This is a genomic window from Faecalibacterium sp. An77 (assembly GCF_002161315.1).
GTDB lineage: Bacteria > Bacillota > Clostridia > Oscillospirales > Ruminococcaceae > Faecalibacterium.
Map to the genome: position 1 here is coordinate 21,431 of NZ_NFHK01000001.1, position 23,870 is coordinate 45,300.

Below are 23,870 nucleotides of genomic sequence, written 5' to 3' on the forward strand. Positions count from 1 at the left end.
AGACAATTTGCCTCCTTATAACAGCTTGCGTAAGATGGAAAAATCAAAGAAATTGGTGTAATAACTGAATGCGCGCAGCACCGGCCGGCACAGACGGGTGTAGCACACCTCGTCCAGCAGCAGCATGGCCTCGCCGGGGGCCAGGCGCATGGCGGAACGGATGGTGTCATCCCCGCAGCTGGCCTTGATGTGGGCCACGGTGGAGGAGACCTGCTGGCCGCAGACCTGGTCCAGCACATCGAAGATGGAGCCGGCCAGATCCAGGCGGGTGTAGTCCCGCCCGCCCAGCAGGGCCTTGGGCAGGTAGTTGATGGAGTAGATGACGGGGGTGGAGTCGGCCAGCACCCGTTTGCGGATGCAGATGACCTCGGCCCCGGGCTCCAGACCCAGGCTGCGGGCCAGGTCCTCGCTGGCCCGGATGGGCTGGACCTGGATGCCGTCGGCGTGGGGGTAGCTGCCGAACGAGCGGATCAGGGGGTAATATTCCAGTTTTTGGTCCAGCCTGCTGCGCAGGGAGAGAACAGCGCGGTTGACCACCGTGCCGATCCCCCGGACCCGCTCCACATAGCCGGCCCGCTCCATGGTGCTGAGGGCGTCCCGGATGACCGTCCGGCTGACGCCCAGCTCTGCAGCCAGGTCCAGCTCGGCGGGCAGACGGTCTGCGCCGGCGTAGCGGCCGGTGCGCAGTTCCTCCAGCAGCTGGGCGACCACGCGGTCGCTGATGACCGTTCCGCCCAGGCGGCCCGTTGTGTCAGGGGTGGGTTCCTTCATGGCAATGCCTTCCTTTCCCCGCCGCCCAGACGGCGGGCTCCGCATCGTGTGAATTTGATTGTCCAGCGCCGCGGCCGCGCTGTGAAAAGTCATATCTTTTGGATATTATACCGTGTCCGCCAAAGCGGACAAAAGCCAGTCCACGCGAAGCGTGCACTTCTGGGTCAAATAGCTGCTTTTGCAGCTATTATACCATAGTCGCTGACGCTCCTGTGATACAAAGTGGGCGCTGTGCGCCGATTGGAATAAATAACTGCTTTTGCAGTTATTATACCATAATTTGACAGGATTTAAAACCGGGATTATACTGGGAAACAAAAGCCACGATGCACAGTGCAAAGGGAGGAAACCAAGATGGATTTAGTCCTGGAAAAGGTGAACGGTCAGCCGGCGCATCTGCCGGTGGAGCTGCGGCGCTGCGGTCCGGAGGACCTGGACGCCATGGAGCAGCTCCAGCGGGAGGTTCACGCCGGGATGCCTCACCCGGAACAGTTTGTGCCCGACACCCGGGACCAGCTGGCGGCCTGCATGGCGGACGGGGTCTGCGTGGGGGTGTGGGACGGCGAAACCCTGGGGGCTTACTTCACCCTGCGGTGCATGGGCTCCAGCCCGGAGAATTACGCCGCCTTCATGGGCCTGCCCCCGGCGGAATGGCCCCGCTGGGCCAACGCCGACAGCGCGGTGGTCTGCGCGGCCTGGCGGGGAAACGGCCTTCAGCGGACCATGGCCCGGGCGGCCTGCGGCTGGCTGCCGGAGGGGATTGTGGGCCTGGGGGCCACCGTCAGCCCCGACAACGCCTATAGCCTCCGCAACGCCCTGGCCGAAGGGTTTGAGATCGTCTGCCGCCGGCCCATGTACGGCGGCTTTGACCGGTATCTGCTGCGGAAAATCCTCTGAAAAACCCCGCAAAAGCGCCCCGGGCCTGACAAACAGGTACGGGGCGCTGTGTTTTTACTTGGCGTACAGGCTGATGATGTTCAGCAGCACTTCGGTGGCCTTGTCCATCCGCTCGGCGGTGGTGCACTCGAACACGCCGTGGAAGTTGAAGCCGCCGGTGCCCAGGTTGGGGCAGGGCAGACCCTTCCAGCTCAGGACGGCGCCGTCGGTGCCGCCCCGGACGGGGATTTCCTCCGGCTCCAGACCGGCCATCTGGATGGCGGTGCGGGCGGTTTCCACCAGGTGGAAGTGGGGCTTGATCTTCTCGATCATGTTGCGGTAGCCGTCCTTGATTTCGACGGTGACGGTGCCCTCGCCGTAACGGCTGTTGAGCCAGGCCGCAATCTGCTGCAGCTCGCTCTTTTTGTATTCTAGGCAGTCGGCGTCGTGGTCGCGCAGGATATAGCCCAGCTTGGCCTCGTTGACGTCGCCGTACATCTGGCACAGGTGATAGAAGCCCTGGCGGCCCTCGGTGGTCTCGGGACGGGCCATCAGGGGCAGGGCCATGTGGAACTCCATGGCCACGTTGGAGGCGTTGATCATGGTGTCCTTGGCGCTGCCGGGATGAACCGACAGGCCCCGGATGGTGACGGTGGCCGAAGCGGCGTTGAAGTTCTCGTACTCGATGCCGCCCACGTCGCCGCCGTCCACCGTATAGGCAAAGTCGGCGCCGAAGCGGGGGATGTCGAACAGGTCGGCGCCCTCGCCGATTTCCTCGTCGGGGGTGAAGGCGATGCAGATCTTGCCGTGGGGGATCTCACCCTGCAGCAGGGCCTCGGCGGCGGTGAGGATTTCGGCCACGCCCGACTTGTCGTCGGCGCCCAGCAGGGTGGTGCCGTCCGAGGTGATGAGGGTCTCGCCCTTCATGGAGGCCAGGAAGGGGAAGGTGGATACCTTCATCACCGCGCCGGTGCCGGGCAGGACCACGTCCTGGCCGTCGTAATTTTCATGGATCACGGGCTGGACGTTCTCGCCCGAGGCGTCGGGGGCGGTGTCCATGTGGGCAATCAGGCCCAGGGCCGGCCGGTTCTCACAGCCGGGGGTGGCAGGGATGCTGCCGTATACATAGCAGTGCTCGTCCACAGCGGCATCCTCAATGCCCATCTCTTTCATCTCGTCCACCAGCAGACGGGCCAGGTCGAACTGGCGTTCGGTGGAGGGATGGGCCCCGGTGGTGGGGTCCGAGGTGGTATACACTCTGGCGTACCGCAGAAGGCGTTCGTAAGCGCGCATAACAGATCTCCTTTCAGCCGTCCGGCCTGGAAAATTTCCCGGCCCGGACCGGGGCGGCGGTGCAGTTTGGATTTGGTCCGTCCTTTAGCATACTCCATTTTTCGCCCTTTTACAAGGCCCACGGTGCCATGGACCGCTCATCCCACAGGTGAGAAAAATTCACTCTGCACACCCCGCCGCGCCGGGCCAAAACGTGCTATCATTAGGGGCAGGGAAACCCATACAAAGAGACTGGGAAGGTGGAATGCCAAATGAAGATTTTCTTTTATACCCTCCGCCCCTACGACGAGCTGCCCTGTGCGCAGAAGCTCAGCGCCGAGACCGGCATCGCGTTTGAGGGCTGTGAGGAATACCCCAACCTGGAAAACGCCGCCCTGGCCGCCGGCTGTGACGCCGTCTCGATGACGCCCTGCGACATGAGCGCCGCCATGGTGGAGCGGTTCCACCAGCTGGGGGTCAAGTATATCTGCTGCCGGTCCATCGGTTACGACCATGTGGACCGCCAAAAGGCCCGCGAGCTGGGGATGAAGGTTTCCAACGTGGATTACCCGCCCCGGGGCGTGGCCAACTTTGCCATCATGCTGATGATGATGTCCCTGCGCCGTGTGGGCCATATCCTCAAGCGGGGCGAGGTGCAGGACTACTCCCTCAAGGGGAAGATCGGCCGGGACCTGTCCGGCTGCACCGTGGGCGTCATCGGCACCGGCAACATCGGCCGGACGGTGCTGCAGCACCTGTCGGGATTCGGGTGCAAACTGCTGGCCTATGACCTCTACCCCAACCAGGAGGCCGCCAAGTATGCGGAATACGTGGACCTGGACACCCTGTTTGCCCAGAGCGACGTCATCACCCTCCACACCAACGCCACCGAGGCCAACCACCACCTGATTGACGCGGCCGCCCTGGCCAAGATGAAGGACGGCGTGGTGATCGTCAACACCGCCCGCGGCACCCTCATCGACAGCGACGCCCTGATCGCCGCCCTGGAGAGCGGCCGGGTGGGAGCCGCCGCGCTGGACGTGCTGGAGAACGAGAACGGCCTGTATTACTACAACCGTTCCGGCGACCCCATCGCCAATCCCGAGCTGGCCCTGCTGCGCAGCTTCCCCAATGTGCTGCTGACCTGCCACACCGCTTTCTACACCGACGAGGACGTGGAGAGCATGGTGCGGGGCGTCTTTGAGAGCGCCGGGGCCTTTGCCGCCGGCCAGCCCACCCGCCACGACGTCAGCCTGAAATAACCCCGGGATGGATCTGAGAATGCAGATGTGCCGGACCGTTCGCCCCAAAGATGCAGCTGCAAGGCGCAGGAACGCCGCACTCCTCTGTGGAATGCAAGCGACTGCAACGCGGCAGATGCGCTTTGGGGCAGGAGGAGACGGCGCGGAGGCGTTTTCAGATCCACCCCACCGCCTACATACACAAAGGCCCGTCCCGCGGCTCATGGAGAGCCGCAGGGCGGGCCTTTTTTGATTTGACTTATCGGGCAAAGGTGGTAAGGAACGAGCGGAGAGAGAAGGACTTGCCGATGGGCCGGTCCTCGAAATCAGGAACCTCGAAGGTATAGCGCTCGGTGGCATTGATGACGGTGATGCCGTTGTGGGAACAGACCCGGGGCAGGCGGCAGTCGTAGGACAGATGGATGTGCCCGTGGACGAACCACTGGGGCTGCAGCTCCTCCAGCAGACTGTTGAAACAGTCAAAACCCTGGTGGGGCAGGTCGGTGCCGTCGTTGAGGCCCTTGGCGGGGGAGTGGGTCAGCAGCAAGTCGATGCCTCCCAGACGCCGGACTTTGGGCCGCAGCCGGGCGATCCGGCGGCGCATTTTCTGTTCGGTGTACTGGTAGGGGCTCTCCCGGTTGTAGCGGATGGAGCCGCCCAGACCCATCACCCGCAGGCCTTTCCAGACGTAGACCTCGTCGTCCACGCAGATGCAGCCGCCGGGCTCCTGCTTGGCGTAGGCTGCATCGTGGTTGCCGTGGACATAGAGGATGGGCGCGGCTGTGAAATTGGTCAGAAATTCAAGATAGCTGCGGGGTAAATCCCCACAGGAGAGGATCAGGTCAATGTCTTCCAGCCGTTCGCGGCATTGCGGACACCACAACGCCTTGGAGGCTTCGTCCGATATAGCGAGTATCTTCACGTTCCTTCATGCTCCGTTCTGTTAAATTCCTTTTACCGTTTGTCGTTTCGTACTGTAGACAGGGGGATCAGATCTTGGACGGCGCCGCTGTGCCGTCCGCGTCCTCCTTGATGACGTCCAGGCCGCAGATGTCGGCCAGGGTGCGGGTTTTCACGTCCAGCTGGTCGTAGCTGGGCAGGGTGCCCTCCACGCAGGCGTCCAGCCAGTCCATCAGCATCAGCTCCTTGGGCGTGTAGACGATCTTCTGGGGGGAGTGCATCCGGTGGTCCTGGGCGTACACCTTGGAGGGGAAGATGGTCAGCAGGCCGCTGTGAAGCTGGGTTTCCATCAGGCCCAGCAGCTGCAGGGGGCCGCCGGGCAGCCCGTCGCTGTACTGGATGCCCACGGCGCCGCTCTTCATGCCCCACCAGTAGTTGATGGCCTTGCTGGTGTCCGCCTCGTCCCAGCTGCCGTTGAGAATGGAACGGATGATCTCGATATAGAACACATCCCACCGCCACTGGGGCAGGCCCACCGGACGGATGACTCCGTCGGGCAGACGCTGGCACAGGCCGTAGTCCCGGTGGGTGTCGGGGGCCTCGCGGCTGTCCCGGGCGTAAAAGAGGGTTACGTCCTCCCGGTCCGAGAAGTCCAGGGGATGGGCCGGGTCGGGCAGGCAGGCCCACCGCAGCAGGACCCTGCCCTCGGGCCGCACCGAGCGCAGGCCCTGGGCATAGGCGTTGATGGCGGCGGGGATGCCGTAGATGGGGTTGTTGGCCACATAGCCCACCGTATTGGTGGGAGACAGGATGCCGGCCAGCATGCCCAGGATATAGGTGGCCTCGTAGGTCCGGGGATAATAGGTGCGGACCAGCGGGTGGGGGGTGTTCAGGGAGCAGTTGAGGAATTTGGTCTTGGGATGCTGGGCGGCCACCTTCAGGCAGGCGGTGTGCATCCGGACGCTGGTGGTGAACACCACATCGGTGCCGTTGTGGGCCACTTCCTCCAGAATCTGTTCGGCGTCCACATCGGGGTCCACGTTCTCGTGGGAGGAGAGGATCACCCGGTCGGTGAAGGTGTTGGCCAGGGCGCTGCGGCCCTTCTCATGGGCCCGGACCCAGGCGCTGTTGGTCTCGTTGGCCTCGTGGAGGAAGGTCACATGCAGCTCGCTGGGCCGGGGGATGAAGATGTTCAGCTTGGACAGGCTCAGCCGGCCCTCGGCGGGCTCGGAGGCGGGCTCCAGCACCACTTCCACCGCCTGGTCCTTGGTCAGGACGGTGATCTCGTCCCAGATGCGGGCCAGTTTTTCCTTGATCTGGGCGGGGGTGGAGTCGCAGGCGTCCGAATAGCGGTACACCGACAGATACACCAGCAGAGCATCGCCCACCGTCAGGGGCAGCCGCGCGCCGCCCAGGGCGCGGAACTGCTGGCGGAACTTGGTGTGCAGGGCGTTGAAGTTCTTGCGGTCCTCGTCGGTCCACTCCTCGCCCGAGGCCTTGCACACCAGCTTCTGAAGCTTGGCGTAGCTGCCGGGGCGGGAGAACTGGACGATGTTCACCTTGGACAGCTTGTAGAAGTCCATGAACTCGTAGTAGATGCGGCTCTCCAGGCTGTTGTTGCGGGCGGGGATCAGCCGGGTGACGGTGCCGGGGATGCTGGCGGCGTCGAAGTGCTTGAGCACCGACACCCGCTTGTTGCCCTCCTCGATATAGAACTGGTTGAGGAACTCATAGGCGGTGACCGGGTTGCGGATGCCCTCCTCCAGGTGCGCTTCGCACAGGACCGACCACTTGCTGGCGAACTCGGTGTCCACGTCCAGCAGGGGCATGAAGTTGGGGGCAAAGGCGGTGTGGCGGCCGCTGGTCTTGGTGCCCGCGATGCTCTCGCTGGGCATGTTCACCAGGCCCAGGGGCTCGGTGGCCACAATCTTGACGTTCACCAGAATATCGTCCAGAACCGGCAGGTAAGGGCTCTGGCCCCGGGCGACGTGGGCCCGGTAGTCCTTTTGACCTGCCTTGAGGGCGAGTTTGTATTCTTCCAAAGACATAAGATAAAGGCTCCTTTCTCAAAGATCGAAAAGCCGAAAATCACACGCAGAACGTCCAAGTTTGGCGCGTCCTGGTTTCAGTATACCACATTTTCCTGTTTTTGTCTCTAGGAGAAGCATGGGCCGGGAAGGAAAAGCCGCACCCGTTTTTACAAATGCGGGAAAATGTATAAAAACCCGGCCCCGGCCTGGGGCAAAAGAACAAAAAAACGTGAAAAATACGTGAAAACCGTCCATTTACTTCCCCGGCGGGGGGCGGTATAATAAACTTGTCATATAAGTTGTTCCCCCAAAGACCGAAAGGAGGCCGGTTGTATGGAAATGCAGAGAGGCCCGCTGACGCAGCATTTTCTGAATACGCTGGAGTATGTGTTCATCCTGTATTTCATCCATGCAGATAAGCTGCGCCCGGTGCTGAAACCGCTGTACCTGTGGAATTCCATCTGGATCGCCATGTTCGGCTTTGGTCTGGTGGTTTTTGTGCGCATCCTCACCGACTGGCAGCTGCTCCGCGGCCGCCCCGGGCTGTGGAGGCACTTCTATGGAGACGTGGACGACTCGTTCCTGGAGCAGTACCGCCGGATGCTGACCTATGAGCACGGGGAAACCTCGGTGACCACCGGCTTTTCCAGCGGGACCATGCTGCTGATGATGACGGCGATTGTGGTTTCTTTTGTCTGGTTTATGTTCCTGGCCTGAAAGTGAATCCTGCCCGCGGGCCTGCCTGGCCCTGCGGGCTTTTTTGCATCTTGCGCCGGGCGGGGTTTTCAGGTAGGATAGAAGAAAAAACGAAAGGGAATCCAAAACGCTATGGAGACAAAACAACTTCCCGTCCTGGAGGCGGGGGAATACGCCGGGGGCCTGTGGTACTATGAGCCCCACGTGTACATGCCCTACCGGTTTGTGCTGGGGAAGCCGGGCCGGCGGCCTCTGGTGTGCATCGGCATCAATCCCAGCACCGCCCAGCCCGGGGCGCTGGACCCCACCGTCAAGAGCGTGGAACGGCTGGCGGCGGCCAATGGCTTTGACAGCTGGATCATGTTCAACGTCTACCCCCAGCGGGCCACCGATCCCAACGACATGGATCAGACCCCCGACCGGGCCCTCTGCGATGAGAACCTGCGCTGGCTGGAAGCGGTTCTGAGCCAGACCCAGCCCACCATGTGGGCAGCCTGGGGCACCCTGATCGAAAAGCGGGCCTACCTGCCGGGGCTGATGCGGGAGATGGTGGCCCTCACCCGGGAGAAAAACATCCCCTGGGTCACCATCGGCAAGCGGAGCAAGAAGGGGCACCCTCACCACCCCCTCTATCTGCGCAAGGACGCCGCCCCCGATCCCTTTGACGTCGAGGAATACCTCGACACCTGTTTCTGAGGGGGCCGCTGTGAGTCCTGAGCGCTACAGCCGGGTGTACCGGTGGTTTGCCGCCCGGCCCGCCGCCAGGGCGGCTCTGGCGGCCTGTACGAGGCTTTTGCCGCTGGCCCAGGCCGGGATGTATCTGGCCCTGCTGGGGCTGCTGGCGGCCCGCACAGCCGCCGGTGAGGATTGTATGCAGCTGCTGGCCCGGGCAGTCCTGGTGCCGGGAGCGGTGTTTGTGGGGGGCAGCGCCCTGCGGGCCGCCCTCAACCGGCCCCGGCCCTACCAGCAGCCCGGCTTCACCCCTCTGCTGCCCAAGGAGACCGGGGGCAAGTCCTTTCCCTCCCGCCACGCCCTCAGCGGCGCGGTGATCGCCATGGCCTGGCTGCCGGTGAACCCCGCCGTGGCCGGGGTGCTGACGGTGTCGGCCCTGGCCATCTGCGTCACCCGGGTGCTGGCCGGGGTCCACTGGGTGAGGGATGTGGCCGCCGGCGCGGTTCTGGGCTTCGGCCTGGGAGCCCTGGGCATGCTGCTGTAACGGTACAAAACAAAAAGACCCTGTCCGTGAACCGTTTGGTCCGGGCAGGGTCTTTTTGATGGGATCAGACGCTGGCGTCGTCCAGGAGGTTTTGGTAGGCGCCGGAGTAGAGACGTTCCGGCAGGGCGGCGGCCAGGGCCAGGGCTGCCTGGCGTTTTTCCTGGTCGGTCAGGGGGGCGGCGTCCAGCGCCAAAGGAGGAAAGTTTTCCAGCACGCTGTCCAGCTGCTGCTGGACCCGGCGTGCCACAAAGGAGCCCCGGTCGGTCAGATAGATTTTGCCGTAATGGGCTTTGACGATCATCCCGCGCTCCATCAGCTGGCCCAGGGCCCGGGCCACCGAGGGCCGGGTCACCCCCAGCCGCTCGGCGATGGTGCGGGAGGAGATGTCCCGCTGGGTCCGGGCGGCCTCATAGATGGCCAGCAGATAGCGCAGATGGGCGGGGGAAAGTTCCATGGGGGAACCAGCTCCTTTCGGGGAGGGTCAGTGGCCGCAGCCGTGGCAGCTGCCGCTGCAATGGCCGCCGCAGCTGCTGCAGCCCGAACACTTGCCCGAGCGCATGCTGCGGATGGTGGCCCGGAGCGACAGCCCCGTCAGGCCAAAGACCACAGCGGCCACCAGAATGGTGGAGAGGTTGGCGGTGATAAATTCCAGCATAACGGCAGGACCTCCTTGTGGGAAAGTAAAGGGAACGAGGGGCTCAGGCCTGCAGCGCAGTCTTTCTGCGCAGGCGGACGCCGTCCTCGTAGGGATTCTTGCGGAACACCAGGTACAGCAGTCCGGCCAGCAGGACCAGAGCCACCACGGTGAAGGGGTTGAAGGAAACTTCGCCGGTCACCAGACCGCCCAGCTGATAGACGATCAGGGAGGTGACGTAGGCAAAGACGCACATGTAGCCGATGGCAAAGGCCGTCCAGCGGGGGTTGTTCATTTCCCGCTTGATGGCGCCCATGGCGGCGAAGCAGGGGGCGCACAGCAGGTTGAAGATCATGAAGCTGTAGGCGGCCAGAGCGGTGTAATCGGCGGCAATGTTGGCCCAGATCTCGTCGCCGGCCTCGGACACCTCGGCCATGCCGTAGAGGACGCCCAGGGTGGAGACCACGTTTTCCTTGGCGATGAGGCCGGTGACGGTGGCAGTGGCGGCCCGCCAGCTGCCGAAGCCCAGAGGAGCGAAGACGGGGGCGATCACCCCGGCGATGGCGGCCAGCAGGGAGGTGTTGGTGTCCTCCACCATGCCGAAGGCGCCGTCGGTGAAGCCGAAGCCCTGCAGGAACCACAGCACCACGGTGGAGGCCAGGATGACGGTGCCGGCCCGCTTGACGTAGGACCAGCCCCGCTCCCAGGTGGCCCGCAGCACGTTGCCCCAGGCGGGCACGTGGTAGGCGGGCAGCTCCATGACGAAGGGCGCCGGGTCGCCGGCAAAGGCGCGGGTTTTCTTGAGCATCACGCCGCTGATGACCACGGCGGCCACGCCGATGAAGTAGGCGCTGGTGGCCACCAGGCTGCTGCCGCCGAAGATGGCGCCGGCCAGCAGGCCGATGATGGGCATTTTGGCGCTGCAGGGGATGAAGCAGGTGGTCATGATGGTGAGTTTGCGGTCACGGTCCTGCTCAATGGTGCGGGATGCCATGACGCCGGGGATGCCGCAGCCCGAGGCCACCAGCAGGGGGATAAAGCTCTTGCCCGACAGGCCGAACCGGCGGAAAATCCGGTCCATGACGAAGGCGATGCGGGCCATGTAGCCCACGTCCTCCAGGATGGCCAGCAGGAAGCTCAGCACCAGAATCTGGGGCACAAAGCCCAGGGCCGCGCCCACGCCGGCCACAATGCCGTCGTTGATGAGGCCCACCAGCCAGTCGGCGCAGCCGATGGATACCAGGAAGCCCTCCACCGCAGGGGGTACGATCTCGCCGAACAGCACATCATTGACCCAGTCGGTGCCCATGGTGCCGAAGGAGAAGGCGGTGCTGCCCATGGCGATGGTGTAGATGACCAGCATCACCACCGCAAAGATGGGCAGAGCCAGGATGCGGTTGGTGACGATGCGGTCGATCCGGTCCGAGACGGTCAGGTTGTCGGTGCGGGGCTTGCGGGTGCAGGCCTCCTGAATCACGTTGTGGATGAAGGTGTAGCGCTGGTTGGTGATGATGCTCTCGGCATCGTCGTCCAGCTGCGCCTCGCAGGCGGCGACGGCCTTCTCAATGGAATCGGCGGCGGCCTGGTCTAGGGCCAGCTCGGCCTGGACCTTCTCGTCCCGCTCAAAGAGCTTGACGGCATACCACCGGAGGAACCGCTCCTCCACCTTGCCCTTCAGCAGGGCTTCGATGGCCTGGAGGGCCTGCTCCACCTCGCCGGTGAAGACCGCCGGCAGGCGGACGCTTGCACGGCTCTGGGCGGCCCGGAGCGCCGCCTGGGCGGCAGCCTTGCAGCCCTCGCCTTTGAGGGCGCTGATCTCCACCGCCGGACAGCCCAGGGCCTGGCCCAGCTTGTCCAGATGGATCTGGTCCCCGTTTTTGCGGACCAGGTCGATCATGTTCACCGCCACCACCACCGGGATGCCCAGCTCAATCAGCTGGGTGGTGAGGTAGAGGTTGCGCTCGATGTTGGTGCCGTCCACAATGTTCAGGATGGCGTCCGGCTTTTCGCTCACCAGATACCCCCGGGCCACCACTTCCTCCAGCGTGTAGGGGGAGAGGGAATAGATACCCGGCAGGTCCTGAATCACCACGTCTTTGTGGTCTTTCAGGCGGCCGTCTTTCTTTTCCACCGTGACGCCCGGCCAGTTGCCCACATACTGGTTGGAGCCGGTCAGGGCGTTGAACAGGGTGGTTTTGCCGCTGTTGGGGTTGCCCGCCAGGGCAATCTTGATCTGTGCCATCTGCTGTCTCTCCTTTCTCCGCTGTCCTCAGTTGATTTCCACCATCTCGGCGTCGGCCTTGCGGACGCTCAGCTCATAGCCGCGGACGTTCAGCTCCATGGGGTCCCCCAGAGGGGCCACCTTGCGGATATAGATCTGGACCCCTTTGGTGATGCCCATATCCATGATCCGCCGCTTGACCGGGCCGGTTCCGTTCAGCCGGGCCACCGTTACCGTCTGGCCCACCTTGGCGTCTTTCAGGGTTTTCATAGCGTTTTCCTCCCACATTGTTGCTGTATCCAAACCGCCGCCCCGGCAGGGCGGCCGCTTTGCCTTAGTACAGAATCCGGTTGGCCATCTGGCTGTCCAGCGCGATCCGGCCGTTTTTCACCTGCAGAATCAGGCTGCCGGCGATTTCGTTCACCACCGTCACGTCGCTGTCCACCACAAAACCCAGCTCCGCCAGGTGCTGGCGCACCTGGTCCCGTCCGGTGATCCGCCGGATGGTCACTGTCTCGCCCGGCCGGGCTGTTGTCAGGGGCATCATAGGCAATTCCTCCTGTTGGTTCGCTTTGTCAAACTTCGTTCTGGCAGTAAGTTTATACTTACTAACTTCAAAAGTCAATCGCTTTTGCGAAAAATCAGTAAGTTTGTGAAAACAAACAACTTGTTTCCCTTCAGGGACCGGATTTTTTGGGCAGGTTTGGCACAACTTACGCCGCCACCGCCAGCCGGAGAATGGGGGTGCCGCTGTGGAACAGCCGGAGGTAGACGTCGGTACACTTTTTCAGCTGGCAGAAATAGCGCCGGGCGTCGTCGGGGTCGCTGTAGGACTTCCAGAAGCCGCAGAAGGTGAAATTCTGCCCCCGGTTCCGGATGAACCCGATGACGTCGGCCAGCGGGTAGCCCAGGAACACCCCGATTTCGTGGGGGAACTCGCCCCCGCATTCCAGACGCCGGGCCAGCTGGTCCAGCAGCACCTGACAGCCCGCGGGGCTGTCGGGCCGGGCGGGGAGGGTGTAGCCCTCCTGTTCCAGAAAGCGGCCGGTTTCCTCCCCGGCCAGAATGGGACCCAGACGGGCGGGCCGGTAGAGGTAGAGGAGATACCACTCCCCGTGGGGACATTCCTTCATCACCCGCAGATGCAGCCCGCGGCCGTTGAGCTGGGCGTTCCAGTCCTCCACCGTCCGGTACAGCCCCGCCTTGTCCCGGGTCACATACCGGAACAGATTGGCCGGTTTGATCCCCGCCAGCACGGGGGAGCACTGCTCGATCATGACGGTCTCGAAATTTCTCTCCATGGGTTGTACCTCTTGGTCTGGGGCCGGGGCCCGGTGAAATGCGGTAAGTTTAGACTAACCTTCTGGCCCAAAAAGAAGGCGCCGCGCGCCGGAGGGCCTCCCCCGTCGGGGAGAAGGTTAGCTATATCTAACGGCCTTATCTTACCACAGGGGCGGCGGAGCTGTCAAGAGGGAACAAGAGGGAAAAAGAAAAACGACATCCGCAAAAGCGGATGTCGTTTGGTGGGGTGCCCAGAGGGACTCGAACCCTCGATCTCCAGATCCACAATCTGGCGCGTTAACCGACTACGCTATGGGCACCACAGCAATGCGCCCGAAGGGACTCGAACCCCCGGCCCACTGCTTAGAAGGCAGTTGCTCTATCCAGCTGAGCTACGGGCGCATGTCCTTATCCCATGGGGTTTTATATCAGGGACAGCCGTTCGGCACAGGCTGCGAGAAGTATAATAGCACAACCGGGTGGATCTGTCAAGCAAAAATGGGAAAATTTTTTCGGATTTTTGTGCGGGTACCGCTGCACACTTGAAAATAAACGAAATAGCGTGTATTTAAAACAGCGCCCGGGCAATAAAAAATCCCCGGAGAAACTCCGGGGACGCGGAAAAATCTGAAAAAGTGTCCGAAAAATTTTTACTGCTCGATGGCGTCCACAATCTGGCGGGCAATGTACTTGTGGCCTGCGATGGTGGGATGGCCGTCGTTGGCGACCTTGGTGCGGGGGATGGGCACATAGGTGCAGCCGGTATCCTCGGCCAGATCACGGACAAAGCGGTTGTACTTGTTGAAGAAGCTGCTCCAGGTCCACATGAGGGGGACGGGGTTGTAGCAGCCCAGCAGCAGGATCTGTGCGTCCGGGTTCTGGGCGCGAATGGCCTCGATGATCTGGGGCAGATAGGTTTCCACGCTGGTGTAGGCATCGCGGCAGACGTTGGAGGCGCCGGTGGTCAGGGCGTAGAACAGGTCGGAGGTCTCCTTGAAGGTCAGACGGATGCTGAACAGCTGCTGCACCATCTGGACGAAGCTGGAGAAGGACATATCCCGGTAGCCGCCCGATACGATGGTGTTGGCCAGCTGCTCCGACTTCCAGTTGGTGGCCTCGCCGATGGAGACGATGAAAGGGACCATGGCGTCGTTCATGCCGATCTCAATGCTGATGACGTCGGCTTCCCGGATGTAGTCCTGGAACTCGGGGTAGGAGTAGTAGGTGCCGGCGGGCTGGTTGAACTCAGACATCTGGCCGTCCCGGACCATTTCCAGCAGGTCCTTGGTCATCAGAGCGGGCAGGCCCAGGTTGATGGCGTGATCCCGGTCCAGACCCAGAGCCTCGGCCACGTAGGAGACGTAGCACTCGTTGGAATAGCCCTTGAAGTTGGGGCGGATGTCATAGAACACGTTGGAATCGTCGTACATGAAGCCGGTCAGGCCCACGCCGGCGGCGATGCTGTCGCCAAAGGCGATGTAGGTGAGGCTGTGGTCCTCCTCGGGGCCTTCGGCGGCGTCCTCGGCGGGGGTCTCAGGCACTAGGACCGGGGCGTCGGGGGCTTCCGGTGCGGCAGGCTGGGCCGAATCCTCGGCGGCCGCATCGGGAGCGAGAGGCGCGGCGGGGGGTTCAGGGGCCGGTGCTTCCGCCGCAGGGGCGGGGGCTTCCGGTGCGGCAGGGGCCGCGGGACCGTCGGTCTCGAGCGTCTCGGAGATCAGGATGGCGGTGGGGCCATCGGCGCTGCCGATGATGCCAACGGATGCGGGGCCGGAAGGGGCGGCGGGTTCCTCAGCAAATGCGCTCATGGGCAGACAGGATGCCGCCAGAGCAGCCGCCAGCAGGAAGCTGAGAATGCGTTTTTTCATAGCAGACTCCTTTTCGTCCCGAATTCGGCAAAAAGCCGGTAAAATAAGGACGAATTACGTGATTTTGGGGAAATTTTACCTCTTCATCATAAATGCCCGGGCCCCAAATGTCAACCCCGGGCGGGGAAATTTCAAATAAAAAAGCCGCTGCCTGTCATACAGGTGCGGCTTGATGGGACGGCGTTTTGGAAAGGCCGTCCGCCGGGGTCGATTTGGAGGCGGCTCCCTGCACAGAGCCGGGGGTGCGGCGCGCTGCATTTTTAAAAGCGCGGCACAAAATACAGCTTCTCGTTTCAACGATGGAACGCAGCAGCTGTGTTGTCCTCTTGCGCTTAGCCACTTTTTTCTGCGGGCATAAATGCCCTTGCAAAAAGTGGAGCGCTGCGCCAGCTTCGCCTGCCGGACGCGCTCGGTATGTTAGCCTCTTGCGGTTCCCTGAATTTTCGGCGCATCAAAGATGATGCTTGAAAATTCAGACCGCTGCGCCAGCTTCGCCTCGCTGTTTCGTCCACTGGACGCGCTCGGCTCAGCTGCCTGTCATACAGGTGCGGCTTGATGGGACGGCGTTTCGGAGAGGCCGTCCGCCGGGGTCGATTTGGAGGCGGCTCCCTGCACAGAGCCGCTGTGTTTCCAGTCGGGGAGACTTAGTAGTCCTGGGGGGTGACCTGCTTTTCCAGCTCCAGATAGTCCACCTTGCCCACGGGGGTCAGAGGCAGCTGGTCGATGAACTTGTAGGCCACCGGCAGGATGTATTCGGGCAGCTCGTCGGCGCACATGGCCCGCAGCTCCCGGATGATCTGACGCTTTTTCTTCTGGCAGTCCTTGTTCAGGACGATGTAGGCCAGGGGCAGACGGCCCTGGACGTGATCCTTGTCCACACAGCCCACCACCGAACAGTTGGCCACGGCGGGATGGGTGCTGAGGACGTTCTCGATCATGGAGGGGAAGATCTTGAAGCCGTCGTGACGGATAATCATCCGCTTGATGCGGCTGTCCAGGAAGACATAGCCCTCCTCGTCCATATAGCCGATGTCGCCGCTGTGGACCCAGACCCGGCCGTCGGCGTGCTTGCGCATAACGAAAGCGGTCTCGTCCGGCTTGTTGTAGTAGCACTGCATCATGGAGGGGCCCGAGATGCAGATCTCGCCCCGCTCGCCAATGGGCAGTTCCTTTTCGGTGCCGGGCTCAAAGATGGAGACCACCGTGCTGGGCAGGGGACGGCCCACCGAACCGGGCTTGTTGTGGATGCCGGCGGCGGCGGTGGCGGCCGAGCACACCTCGGTCATGCCGTAGCCCTTGGCCAGGCCGTAGGGTGCGCCGTGGCCGATCAGGAAGTCGTTGACCGACCGCTCGGCGCCCACCGAGATGGCGTCGCCGCCGCAGGCCAGGTTCAGCACAAAGGACAGGTCCTTGTTCTTCATCCGGGGGTCAGCGGCCAGCACCTGATAGTGGGACGGCACGCCGAACATGTGGGAGGGCTTGTGCTTGAGGATCAGCTTGCCCAGCTCGGCGGGGTCCAGATTGGGGACGATGACCACCGTCAGGCCCAGGGACAGGGGCAGATGGACGCCGCAGGCATAGCCGTAGGCGATGAAGGGAGGCATGACGTTCAGCAGCCGCTGCTGGCGGGAGAACAGAGCCTCAAAGGCCGAGAACTGCTGTGCGATGGCGTTGAACGCGGTGTCGCCCAGCATAACCCCCTTGGGGGAGCCGGTGGTGCCGCCGGTGTGGACCATGACGCAGCTGTGCTTGGGGTCAAAGGGTTCGCTGGCGGTGCTGGCGTCCTTGCCGGCTGCCATGAACTGCTTCCAGGGGATGACGTTGGAGGCGTAGCGGTTGCGGTCGGGGTTGGCGGCCATGTAGGCCAGCTTCATGGGTCCCTTGAGGGAGTCGGCGGGGGAAAGGAGCAGAATCTTCTCCACGGTGGTCCGGCGGACGGCCTGATGGCACTTGTCGTAGCAGACGCTCAGGGAGATCAGCATTTTGGACTGGGCTTCCTCGATGTACTCGTGGATGCCGTCGGGGCTGTAGCGGGGGTCCACCAGGTTCAGGGTGGCGCCCACCATGTCAACGGCGTAGAACAGATAGATCAGCTCGGGGGTCATGACGCTGACCGCCGTGATGATGTCGCCCTTGCGGACGCCGGCAGCCCGGAGGGCGGCGGCGGTCTTTTTCACCTGGACGAACAGGGCGGCATAGGTGATCTGGTTGCCGTAATAGCTGAGGGCGATATCCGACAGGTGCCCTTTGTTCTGGCGGCAGACGTACTCAAATGCGGTGCATTCAGGAACGGGCATATCCCGGAACTTGGGGTCATAGGACGCAAGCCAGGGCTTTGCCTGGGATGCATAGACCGGCTCTTTGGTGACAGGCATAATATTCCTTTCTTTCATGGACGGATGCGTGGACGGGGGTCAGGCCGGATGTGGCTGTGACGGCGGACCCCGCACATCCCTTATTATAGAAGCACGGAAAGGGGCAAGTCAATACAAACACCGGAGCCCCCGCCGCTGGATGTCAGTATAACAGAAACTTTTGTCTAAAGAGTGAACGCAGCCCATTTTTGAAACAAAAGTACCGGGCCATGCCCCTTTTTAACAAAGGCATGGCCCGGCAGACGGTTTATGAAATGAAAGTCACGGTTCCTCCAGCCAGGCGCCGGCTTCCTGGGCGTTGCACAGCACCCAGTGGCGGGGCCGCAGCTCCCGCCATTCGGGCGGGCAGGCGTCGTAGCGATGGATGGAGGGGTCGTAGACCAGCAGCTTTTTGCCCCGTTCCCGACGGGGGCTGGGCATGGGAATGGCGGACAGCAGGCTGCGGGTGTAGGGATGGATGGGGTGGGTCACCAGCTCCTCGGCGTCGGCCAGCTCCACAATGTCACCCTTGTGGATGACGGCGATCCGGTCCGAAATGTACCGCATCACCGACAGGTCATGGGCGATGAACAGATAGGTGATGCCCCGCTGCTGCTGGAGATGCCGCAGCAGGTTGAGCACCTGGGCCCGGATGGACATGTCCAGGGCCGAGATGGGCTCGTCGGCGATGATGAAATCCGGCTCCACAATCAGGGCCCGGGCGATGCCGATGCGCTGGCGCTGGCCGCCCGAGAACTCGTGGGGGAACCGGGAGGCGAATTCCGGCAGAAGGCCCACTTCCAGCAGGGCCTGGCGGACTTTTTCCTCCCGCTGGGCGGCGGTCAGGTCGGGCCGGACGTTCATCAGGCCCTCCCCCACAATGTAGCTGACCTTGGCCCGCTCGTTCAGAGAGGACTGGGGGTCCTGGAAAATCATCTGGATCTCCTTGATGACCTTCCGGTCCAGCTCTTTGGAGATTTTGCCGTTGATCTGCTGGCCCTTGTAGAGAATCTGGCCCCCGGAGGTGGGGATGATCCGCATGATGGCCCGGCCGATGGTGGTTTTGCCCGAGCCGCTCTCGCCCACCAGGCCGAAGGTCTCGCCCTTGTAGATGGTGAAGTTGGCCCGGGATACCGCCCGGTATTTCTTGCGGCCGGTGCCGTAGGTCACCTCCAGGTCTTTGACCTCCAGCAGGACTTCCTTGTTGGGTTCCGGCATTCAGATTCCCTCCTCTCGCAGCCGCTGCACCACCGCCGGGGGCTCAATCTTGGGCGCCCGGGGGTCCAGCAGCCAGGTCTTGGCCCGGTGGGTGGGGCTGACGGTGAAGTAGGGCGGCTGCTTGACAAAGTCGATTTTCAGGGCCTGGGGGTTCCGGGGCGCAAAGGCGTCCCCGCGGATTTCGGCGAACAGATTGGGCGGGGTGCCCTGGATGTTGAACAGGTCCTCTCCCTTGACCCCCATCTGGGGCATGCTGGACAGCAGCGCCCAGGTGTAGGGGTGGCGGGGGTCGTAGTAGATTTCGTCGGCGGTGCCGATCTCCACAATGTCCCCGGCGTACATGACCGCCACCCGGTCGGCGATGTTGGCCACCACGCCCAGGTCGTGGGTGATGAGGACGATGGTCAGGTTGTACTTGACCCGCATCTCCTTCAGCAGCTCCAGAATCTGGGCCTGAATGGTGACATCCAGGGCGGTGGTGGGCTCGTCGCAGATCAGGATCTGGGGGTTGCAGGCCACCGCAATGGCGATCACCACCCGCTGGCGCATGCCGCCCGAAAACTCATGGGGGTACTGTTTGGCCCGGCGCTCCGGGTCGGGGATGCCCACGTCCCGCAGGTATTCGATGGCCTTTTCCCGGGCGGCTTTGCCTTTCAGATGCTGGTGCAGCTCCACCGCCTCGGCGATCTGGTCCCCGATGGTTTTCAGGGGGTTCAGGCTGGTCATGGGGTCCTGCATGATCATGGCAATCTCGTGGCCCCGGACCTTCAGCCAGTCCTTTTCCTTTTTCAGGCCGGACAGGCGGATGGTTTTCCCGTCGTCGGCGCCGTAGTAGTCGATGGTGCCCTCGGTGATGGAGCCGTTGGCGTCCAGCAGGCCCATGAAGGACTTGGTGAACACCGATTTGCCCGAGCCGCTCTCGCCCACGATGGCCAGGACTTCACCCTTGTAAATGTCCAGGTCGATGCCCCGGATGGCGTGGAGCACCCGGCCCCGCAGGTTGAAGCAGATGTGGAGATTGCGGGCCGAAAGGATGGGAGTTTGGTTGTCCATAATTTCAGCCCTCCTTTACTGCATATGGTTCTTGGGGTCGGCGGCGTCCGAGAAGGCGTTGCCGATCAGATAGAACGCGATGGTGACAAAGCTCAGGATGATGGTGGGGTAAATCAGCTGATAGCGCAGCCCCGCCTGCATCATGACCTGGCGGCCGTCGTTGATGAGGTTGCCCAGAGAGGGCGTCTCCACCGACAGGCCCAGGCCGATGTAGGTGACGAACACCTCGCTGCCGATGGCAGCGGGGACGGTGAGGGCCATCCGCAGCATGATGACCGACACCAGGTAGGGCAGCAGGTTCCGCAGCACAATGCGGAAGGTGGGGGTGCCGATGCAGCGGGAAGCCACATTGTAGTCCCGGTCCCGGATGATGAGGATCTGGTTGCGGATGAAGCGGGCCATGGCGATCCACCCGGTGAGGGACATGCCCAGAATCAGGGTGGGGACGCTGGGGCTGGCCACATAGGAGATCAGGATCAGGATGATGGTGGAGGGGATGTTGTCGCAGATGTTGTACAGCTCGGTGAAGAAGAAGTCCAGCTGCCGGACATAGCCCCACAGCACGCCCACCGTAATGCCCACCACTGCCTCAATCATGGCCACAAAGAAGGCGATGACCAGACTGGTGCGGGTGCCGGCCCAGATGCGGGCCCAAAGATCCTGGCCGATGGCATTGGAGCCCCAGATGAAGCCGTCCACGCCGGGGGCCACGTTCCGCAGCTGGATGCCGGTTTCAGGGTCCACACGGCAGTAGTTGGGGTCCACCTGGCCGGGCAGATGGGGCTGCAGGAAGGCGAAGCCCACCACCGCCACCAGGGCGATCAGCAGCGCCACCGCAAACTTGTTCTTGAAGAAGGAGCGCAGGGTGCTGCCCCAGTAGCTGTAGTTGGAGTAGGCGGTGGCCTCGGCCTGCTTTTCGCTGAACCCGGCAGGGGTGAACAGTTCCTCCTCGGGCAGATGGGCCCAGGCGTCGGGCCCGTCGGCCGCCTGCTGGCGGTTCAGGGCCGCTTCCAGCTGGGCGGACTTGGCGTTTTTGAAAAAGAACAGCATCAGCGACCACCTTCTTTCTTGGCCAGGGAGATCCGCGGGTCGATCAGGACCATCAGCAGGTCGCCCAGAATCAGGCCGATGATGCCCACGCAGGCGTACAGCAGGACGATGCCCTGGACCATGGTATTGTCGTGGCGCTGGACGCAGGTGACCAGTAGGCCGCCCATGCCGGGGATGCTGTACAGGCTCTCAATGTAGATGGAGCCCACCACCGTGTTCAGGAACGCCGAGGGGATATACTGCACCAGGGGAACCATGGCGTTGCGGAAGATGTGTTTCAGGGCGATGCGGTCCTCGCTGACGCCCTTGGCCCGGGCCAGCAGCACATAGTCCTTGTTGCTCTCGTCCACCATGTATCGCCGCAGCCACATGGCATAAAAGGCGATGTTGCCCAGGCTCATGGAGAACACCGGCAGCACCCAGTACTGCCAGCGGTCGGCGTTGAACAGCAGGCCGATGTTGAGGGCGGTGGTGCCGTACATCTGGATATAGAGGTAGTAGACGGCGGCGGGGACGGCCTGAATCAGGATGACCACCGCCGTGCCGATCTTGTCGGGCAGCCGGTGCTTGAACCGGCCCATCACCGATCCCAGCGGGATGCCCACCACCAGGGACACCAGCATGGCCAGCACGCCCATCTGGATCGAGATGGGCAGCTTGTCCTTGAGGATGTCCACCACCGGCACATTCACCCGGTAGATGTGGCTGACCCCCAGATCACCCTGGAGGGCGTCCCGCCAGAAGCGGAAGATCTGGACCGGCAGGGGGTCCAGCAGGCCCATGGACTGGAGGCCGGCCTGGATCTGGGTCTCGGTCATTTTTTCATAGTTGGCAAAATAGCCCTCCACCGGCATCAGCCGGAGCAGGCAGAACACGAGCGTCACGATGATGAACAGGGTCAAAATCGAGTGCCCAATGCGCTTGGCCAGATAGCTCGCCATAGGGTTTGCGCACTTCCTTTCTCAGCGGAGGGCATCAGAGCCCGCCGCGGGACAAAATAAAGGGCCGCGCCCGGATTTGCACGGGTGCGGCCCCTGCAGCCTGTGAGCCAAAGAGACGTCAGCGGGCGTCGCGGTTGGCCTCGTATTCGCTCATGGAGACGTAGTGGTCCAGCACGTGGATGCCCTTCAGACGCTTGTTGGAGAAGCCGGTGGAGGCGTACTGGCCCTCCCAGTAGTTCAGGCGGGTGGCCAGGTAGGCCGGCACACTCATGCCCATGGGGATGACCAGGGCGTTGTTGATGAGCATGGCCTCGGCCTTGGCGAAGGCGTCATACCGGGCGTTGATGTCGCCGGTGATGGCCTTGGCCTCCTCCACGGCGGTCATGTAGGCCATGATGGCGTCGGCGGTCTCGCCGGTGATGAAGCCGTCCTCCACGCCGGTCCGCAGATAGGCGTAGCGGCCGCCCCGCTCGCCTGCGGCCTGGTAGAAGGGATCGGTCTCGGTCTCGGGGTCGGAGTAGTCGGCGCCCCAGTTGCACATCTGGAAGCAGTATTTGCCGGCCCGGCGCACCGCCGACAGATAGTTGTCCGAGGGACCCTCGGTGATGATGATGTCAATGAAGTCGGCCCCGTCGTTCAGCACGCCCTCCAGCTGCTGCTTGAAGATCTGGCACTGGCGGTCCCAGTTGTTGGTGGAGGGGTTGTAGGGCAGCTGAACCTTCACCGGGAAGGTGACGCCCTGGGCGGTCAGCTCCTGGATGGCGGCGTCGCGGTATTCCTTGGCCTTGGCCTCGTCGAAGAACTCGGTGATGGAGGCCAGGTCGCCGCACTGGGTGTAGTCCACGCCGTCGTCGTTGGCGCAGAAGGAGGGCGGGGTGACGGTGTTCAGTTTGTAGCCCTCGTAGCCCTCGGGAGCGGTGACGGCCAGGGTGACGGAATTGTTGATGCCGTACAGGAAGGCCTTGCGGAAATTGGTGCTGTTGATGGCCTTGGCCCAGTTTTCGGGCTCATAGGCGTCGTCCAGGCCCTCCACCGTCTGGCCCGAGAACTCGTGGTAGAAGGGCATGAAGTTGAACAGGTAGAAATAGGTGTAGTTGGTGTTGGGACGGTCCATGGACACCAGGTCCTTGGTGGCCTCGTCGGCCAGCCAGCTGTCCAGAATGTCGGCGCCGATGGTGGCCTCGTCGATCTCGCCGCGCTTGACCATCTCGGGGCCGTTGACGTCGGCCTCGGCGTTGTAGATGCGGCTCACCGTCTCGATAAAGACGTTGTCGGCGTCGTAGTTCTCGGGGTTCTTCTTCATGACCCAGCTCTCCAGAGGGATGTACTCGGCCAGATAGAAAGCGCCGCAGCTGTAGGTGGTCTCGGCGGAGGTGGCGAACTGGTCGCCCATCTCCTCCAGCAGAGGGCCGTAGGCCGGCTCGTAGGGCAGGTAGACCAGCAGGCTCAGGAAGCCGGGGAAATTGTAGGTCAGGGTGTAGGTCAGGGTGTGCTCGTCCACCGCCTTGACGCCCACGGCGTCAAAGTCCACCGGCTGGAAGGTCTGGGCCTCGGCGCCGGGGGCGGCCACCGTGACCACGCCGGCGGCGTCCACGGTATAGGTGGTGCCGTCGTCGCCCACATAGCCGTTGTTGGCGTTGGTCAGGTTGACCTGGTAGTTGTAGTATTCGTCGGCCCCCGTAATGTAAGAGGTGACCAGGCCCACGTTGGAGGCGGCATAGTCGGGGGTCAGTAGATAGCGCAGGGCGTCCACAAAGTCCTGGGCGGTGACAGGGGCCACCACTTCGCCGTTCATGTCCACCCAGTTCTCGTCCCGCAGATGGAAGGTCCAGGTGAGGGTGGCTTCGTCGAACTCCCAGGAGGTGGCCAGACCCTCTTTCAGAGCGCCCTTGTTGTCAAACTCCAGCAGGGTGTCCACACAGTTGGCGCCCACCACCATTTCCACGTCGGAGGAGGTGGTGAGGTAGTTGAGGGTGGAGGGCTGGCTGGAATACAGAATGGTGTAGCTGGAGGTGTCGGCGGATGCGGCGCCCGAAGAAGATCCCGAGGAGCCGGAGCCGCAGGCGCTGAGCAGCCCGGCGGCGCAGACGGTGGCGGTGGTCATGCCGGCAGATTTGAGAAACTGGCGGCGTGAAAGCATGTGACGCATGAAAAACTCCCCTTTATTTTTTAAAGTTGACCGCTCTGCAAAAGCCCTGCTTCTACAGAAAACAAAAACGGAGCAACGGAAACACATCCGTTACTCCGTTGT

22 protein-coding genes and 2 tRNA genes are annotated in these 23,870 nt (G+C 62.7%); 5 read left to right on the top strand and 19 right to left on the bottom strand.

Annotation, left to right across the window (positions count from 1 at the left end; genetic code table 11):
• Positions 1 to 15: 15 nt before the first annotated feature.
• On the bottom strand, positions 16 to 771 hold the full coding sequence (locus tag B5G28_RS00110) for a GntR family transcriptional regulator (RefSeq protein ID WP_087245205.1): 756 nt from the start codon (positions 769 to 771) through the stop codon (positions 16 to 18).
• 354 nt (positions 772 to 1,125) lie between these two features.
• On the opposite strand from B5G28_RS00110, the gene B5G28_RS00115 reads away from it, so the two are divergent.
• The gene (locus tag B5G28_RS00115; protein ID WP_087245207.1) at positions 1,126 to 1,668 is read left to right on the top strand and encodes a GNAT family N-acetyltransferase; all 543 of its coding nucleotides are present in this window, start codon (positions 1,126 to 1,128) and stop codon (positions 1,666 to 1,668) included.
• Positions 1,669 to 1,722: 54 nt separating this feature from the next.
• On the opposite strand, the gene pepT is transcribed toward B5G28_RS00115, so the two are convergent.
• On the bottom strand, positions 1,723 to 2,940 hold the full coding sequence (gene pepT, locus B5G28_RS00120; protein ID WP_087245209.1) for a peptidase T: 1,218 nt from the start codon (positions 2,938 to 2,940) through the stop codon (positions 1,723 to 1,725).
• Between the two features lie 251 nt (positions 2,941 to 3,191).
• Here pepT and B5G28_RS00125 point away from each other — a divergent pair, with 251 nt between their 5' ends.
• Positions 3,192 to 4,181 carry a D-isomer specific 2-hydroxyacid dehydrogenase family protein gene (locus tag B5G28_RS00125; protein ID WP_087245211.1) on the top strand — a complete coding sequence of 330 codons (990 nt, stop codon included), beginning with the start codon at positions 3,192 to 3,194 and terminating at the stop codon, positions 4,179 to 4,181.
• A gap of 238 nt (positions 4,182 to 4,419) precedes the next feature.
• On the opposite strand, the gene B5G28_RS00130 is transcribed toward B5G28_RS00125, so the two are convergent.
• Both B5G28_RS00130 and B5G28_RS00135 read right to left on the bottom strand, forming a co-directional pair.
• Positions 4,420 to 5,082: a metallophosphoesterase family protein gene (locus B5G28_RS00130; protein ID WP_087245213.1), complete on the bottom strand. Its 663-nt coding sequence runs from the start codon at positions 5,080 to 5,082 to the stop codon at positions 4,420 to 4,422.
• A gap of 67 nt (positions 5,083 to 5,149) precedes the next feature.
• A complete protein-coding gene (locus B5G28_RS00135) occupies positions 5,150 to 7,108 on the bottom strand; it encodes a BMP family ABC transporter substrate-binding protein (RefSeq protein ID WP_087245215.1) in 1,959 nt (652 codons plus the stop codon).
• Between the two features lie 315 nt (positions 7,109 to 7,423).
• Here B5G28_RS00135 and B5G28_RS00140 point away from each other — a divergent pair, with 315 nt between their 5' ends.
• From B5G28_RS00140 to B5G28_RS00150, 3 genes are all read left to right on the top strand, one after another.
• Complete coding sequence (locus tag B5G28_RS00140) at positions 7,424 to 7,807, top strand: hypothetical protein (protein WP_087245217.1); 384 nt, start codon at positions 7,424 to 7,426, stop codon at positions 7,805 to 7,807.
• Positions 7,808 to 7,918: 111 nt separating this feature from the next.
• Complete coding sequence (locus tag B5G28_RS00145; protein WP_087245219.1) at positions 7,919 to 8,482, top strand: DUF1643 domain-containing protein; 564 nt, start codon at positions 7,919 to 7,921, stop codon at positions 8,480 to 8,482.
• A 10-nt stretch (positions 8,483 to 8,492) separates the two neighbouring features.
• Positions 8,493 to 9,002, top strand: a complete 510-nt coding sequence (locus B5G28_RS00150; RefSeq protein ID WP_087245221.1) for a phosphatase PAP2 family protein — start codon at positions 8,493 to 8,495, stop codon at positions 9,000 to 9,002.
• Positions 9,003 to 9,066: 64 nt separating this feature from the next.
• Here the strand turns inward: B5G28_RS00150 and B5G28_RS00155 are convergent, their stop codons facing one another.
• The 15 genes from B5G28_RS00155 to B5G28_RS00220 form a co-directional block, all read right to left on the bottom strand.
• Entirely contained in the window at positions 9,067 to 9,456 is a 390-nt protein-coding gene (locus B5G28_RS00155; protein WP_087245223.1) for a MarR family transcriptional regulator, read from the bottom strand.
• 27 nt (positions 9,457 to 9,483) lie between these two features.
• Positions 9,484 to 9,657: a FeoB-associated Cys-rich membrane protein gene (locus B5G28_RS14345; protein ID WP_143405370.1), complete on the bottom strand. Its 174-nt coding sequence runs from the start codon at positions 9,655 to 9,657 to the stop codon at positions 9,484 to 9,486.
• A 43-nt stretch (positions 9,658 to 9,700) separates the two neighbouring features.
• Positions 9,701 to 11,878, bottom strand: coding sequence for a ferrous iron transport protein B (gene feoB / locus B5G28_RS00160; RefSeq protein ID WP_087245225.1), 2,178 nt, complete (start codon positions 11,876 to 11,878; stop codon positions 9,701 to 9,703).
• 27 nt (positions 11,879 to 11,905) lie between these two features.
• Positions 11,906 to 12,127 carry a ferrous iron transport protein A gene (locus tag B5G28_RS00165; RefSeq protein ID WP_087245227.1) on the bottom strand — a complete coding sequence of 74 codons (222 nt, stop codon included), beginning with the start codon at positions 12,125 to 12,127 and terminating at the stop codon, positions 11,906 to 11,908.
• 64 nt (positions 12,128 to 12,191) lie between these two features.
• A complete protein-coding gene (locus tag B5G28_RS00170; protein WP_087245229.1) occupies positions 12,192 to 12,404 on the bottom strand; it encodes a FeoA family protein in 213 nt (70 codons plus the stop codon).
• A 166-nt stretch (positions 12,405 to 12,570) separates the two neighbouring features.
• Positions 12,571 to 13,158 (bottom strand): DUF3793 family protein, encoded by a 588-nt coding sequence (locus tag B5G28_RS00175; RefSeq protein WP_087245231.1) that lies wholly within the window; start codon positions 13,156 to 13,158, stop codon positions 12,571 to 12,573.
• A gap of 223 nt (positions 13,159 to 13,381) precedes the next feature.
• Positions 13,382 to 13,458 (bottom strand) — tRNA-His (locus tag B5G28_RS00180).
• Between the two features lie 8 nt (positions 13,459 to 13,466).
• Positions 13,467 to 13,540, bottom strand: a tRNA-Arg gene (locus tag B5G28_RS00185).
• A gap of 248 nt (positions 13,541 to 13,788) precedes the next feature.
• Complete coding sequence (locus B5G28_RS00190; RefSeq protein WP_087245233.1) at positions 13,789 to 15,003, bottom strand: GDSL-type esterase/lipase family protein; 1,215 nt, start codon at positions 15,001 to 15,003, stop codon at positions 13,789 to 13,791.
• A 644-nt stretch (positions 15,004 to 15,647) separates the two neighbouring features.
• Entirely contained in the window at positions 15,648 to 17,378 is a 1,731-nt protein-coding gene (locus tag B5G28_RS00195) for a class I adenylate-forming enzyme family protein (RefSeq protein ID WP_087245235.1), read from the bottom strand.
• 261 nt (positions 17,379 to 17,639) lie between these two features.
• Positions 17,640 to 18,575: an ATP-binding cassette domain-containing protein gene (locus tag B5G28_RS00200; protein ID WP_087245237.1), complete on the bottom strand. Its 936-nt coding sequence runs from the start codon at positions 18,573 to 18,575 to the stop codon at positions 17,640 to 17,642.
• Complete coding sequence (locus B5G28_RS00205) at positions 18,576 to 19,628, bottom strand: ABC transporter ATP-binding protein (RefSeq protein WP_087245238.1); 1,053 nt, start codon at positions 19,626 to 19,628, stop codon at positions 18,576 to 18,578.
• A 15-nt stretch (positions 19,629 to 19,643) separates the two neighbouring features.
• Positions 19,644 to 20,678, bottom strand: coding sequence for an ABC transporter permease (locus tag B5G28_RS00210; RefSeq protein WP_087245240.1), 1,035 nt, complete (start codon positions 20,676 to 20,678; stop codon positions 19,644 to 19,646).
• Entirely contained in the window at positions 20,678 to 21,619 is a 942-nt protein-coding gene (locus tag B5G28_RS00215; protein WP_087245242.1) for an ABC transporter permease, read from the bottom strand. The genes B5G28_RS00210 and B5G28_RS00215 overlap by 1 nt, the downstream gene beginning before the upstream one ends.
• A 118-nt stretch (positions 21,620 to 21,737) precedes the next feature.
• Entirely contained in the window at positions 21,738 to 23,768 is a 2,031-nt protein-coding gene (locus B5G28_RS00220) for an ABC transporter substrate-binding protein (RefSeq protein ID WP_087245243.1), read from the bottom strand.
• Between the last annotated feature and the right edge of the window lie 102 nt (positions 23,769 to 23,870).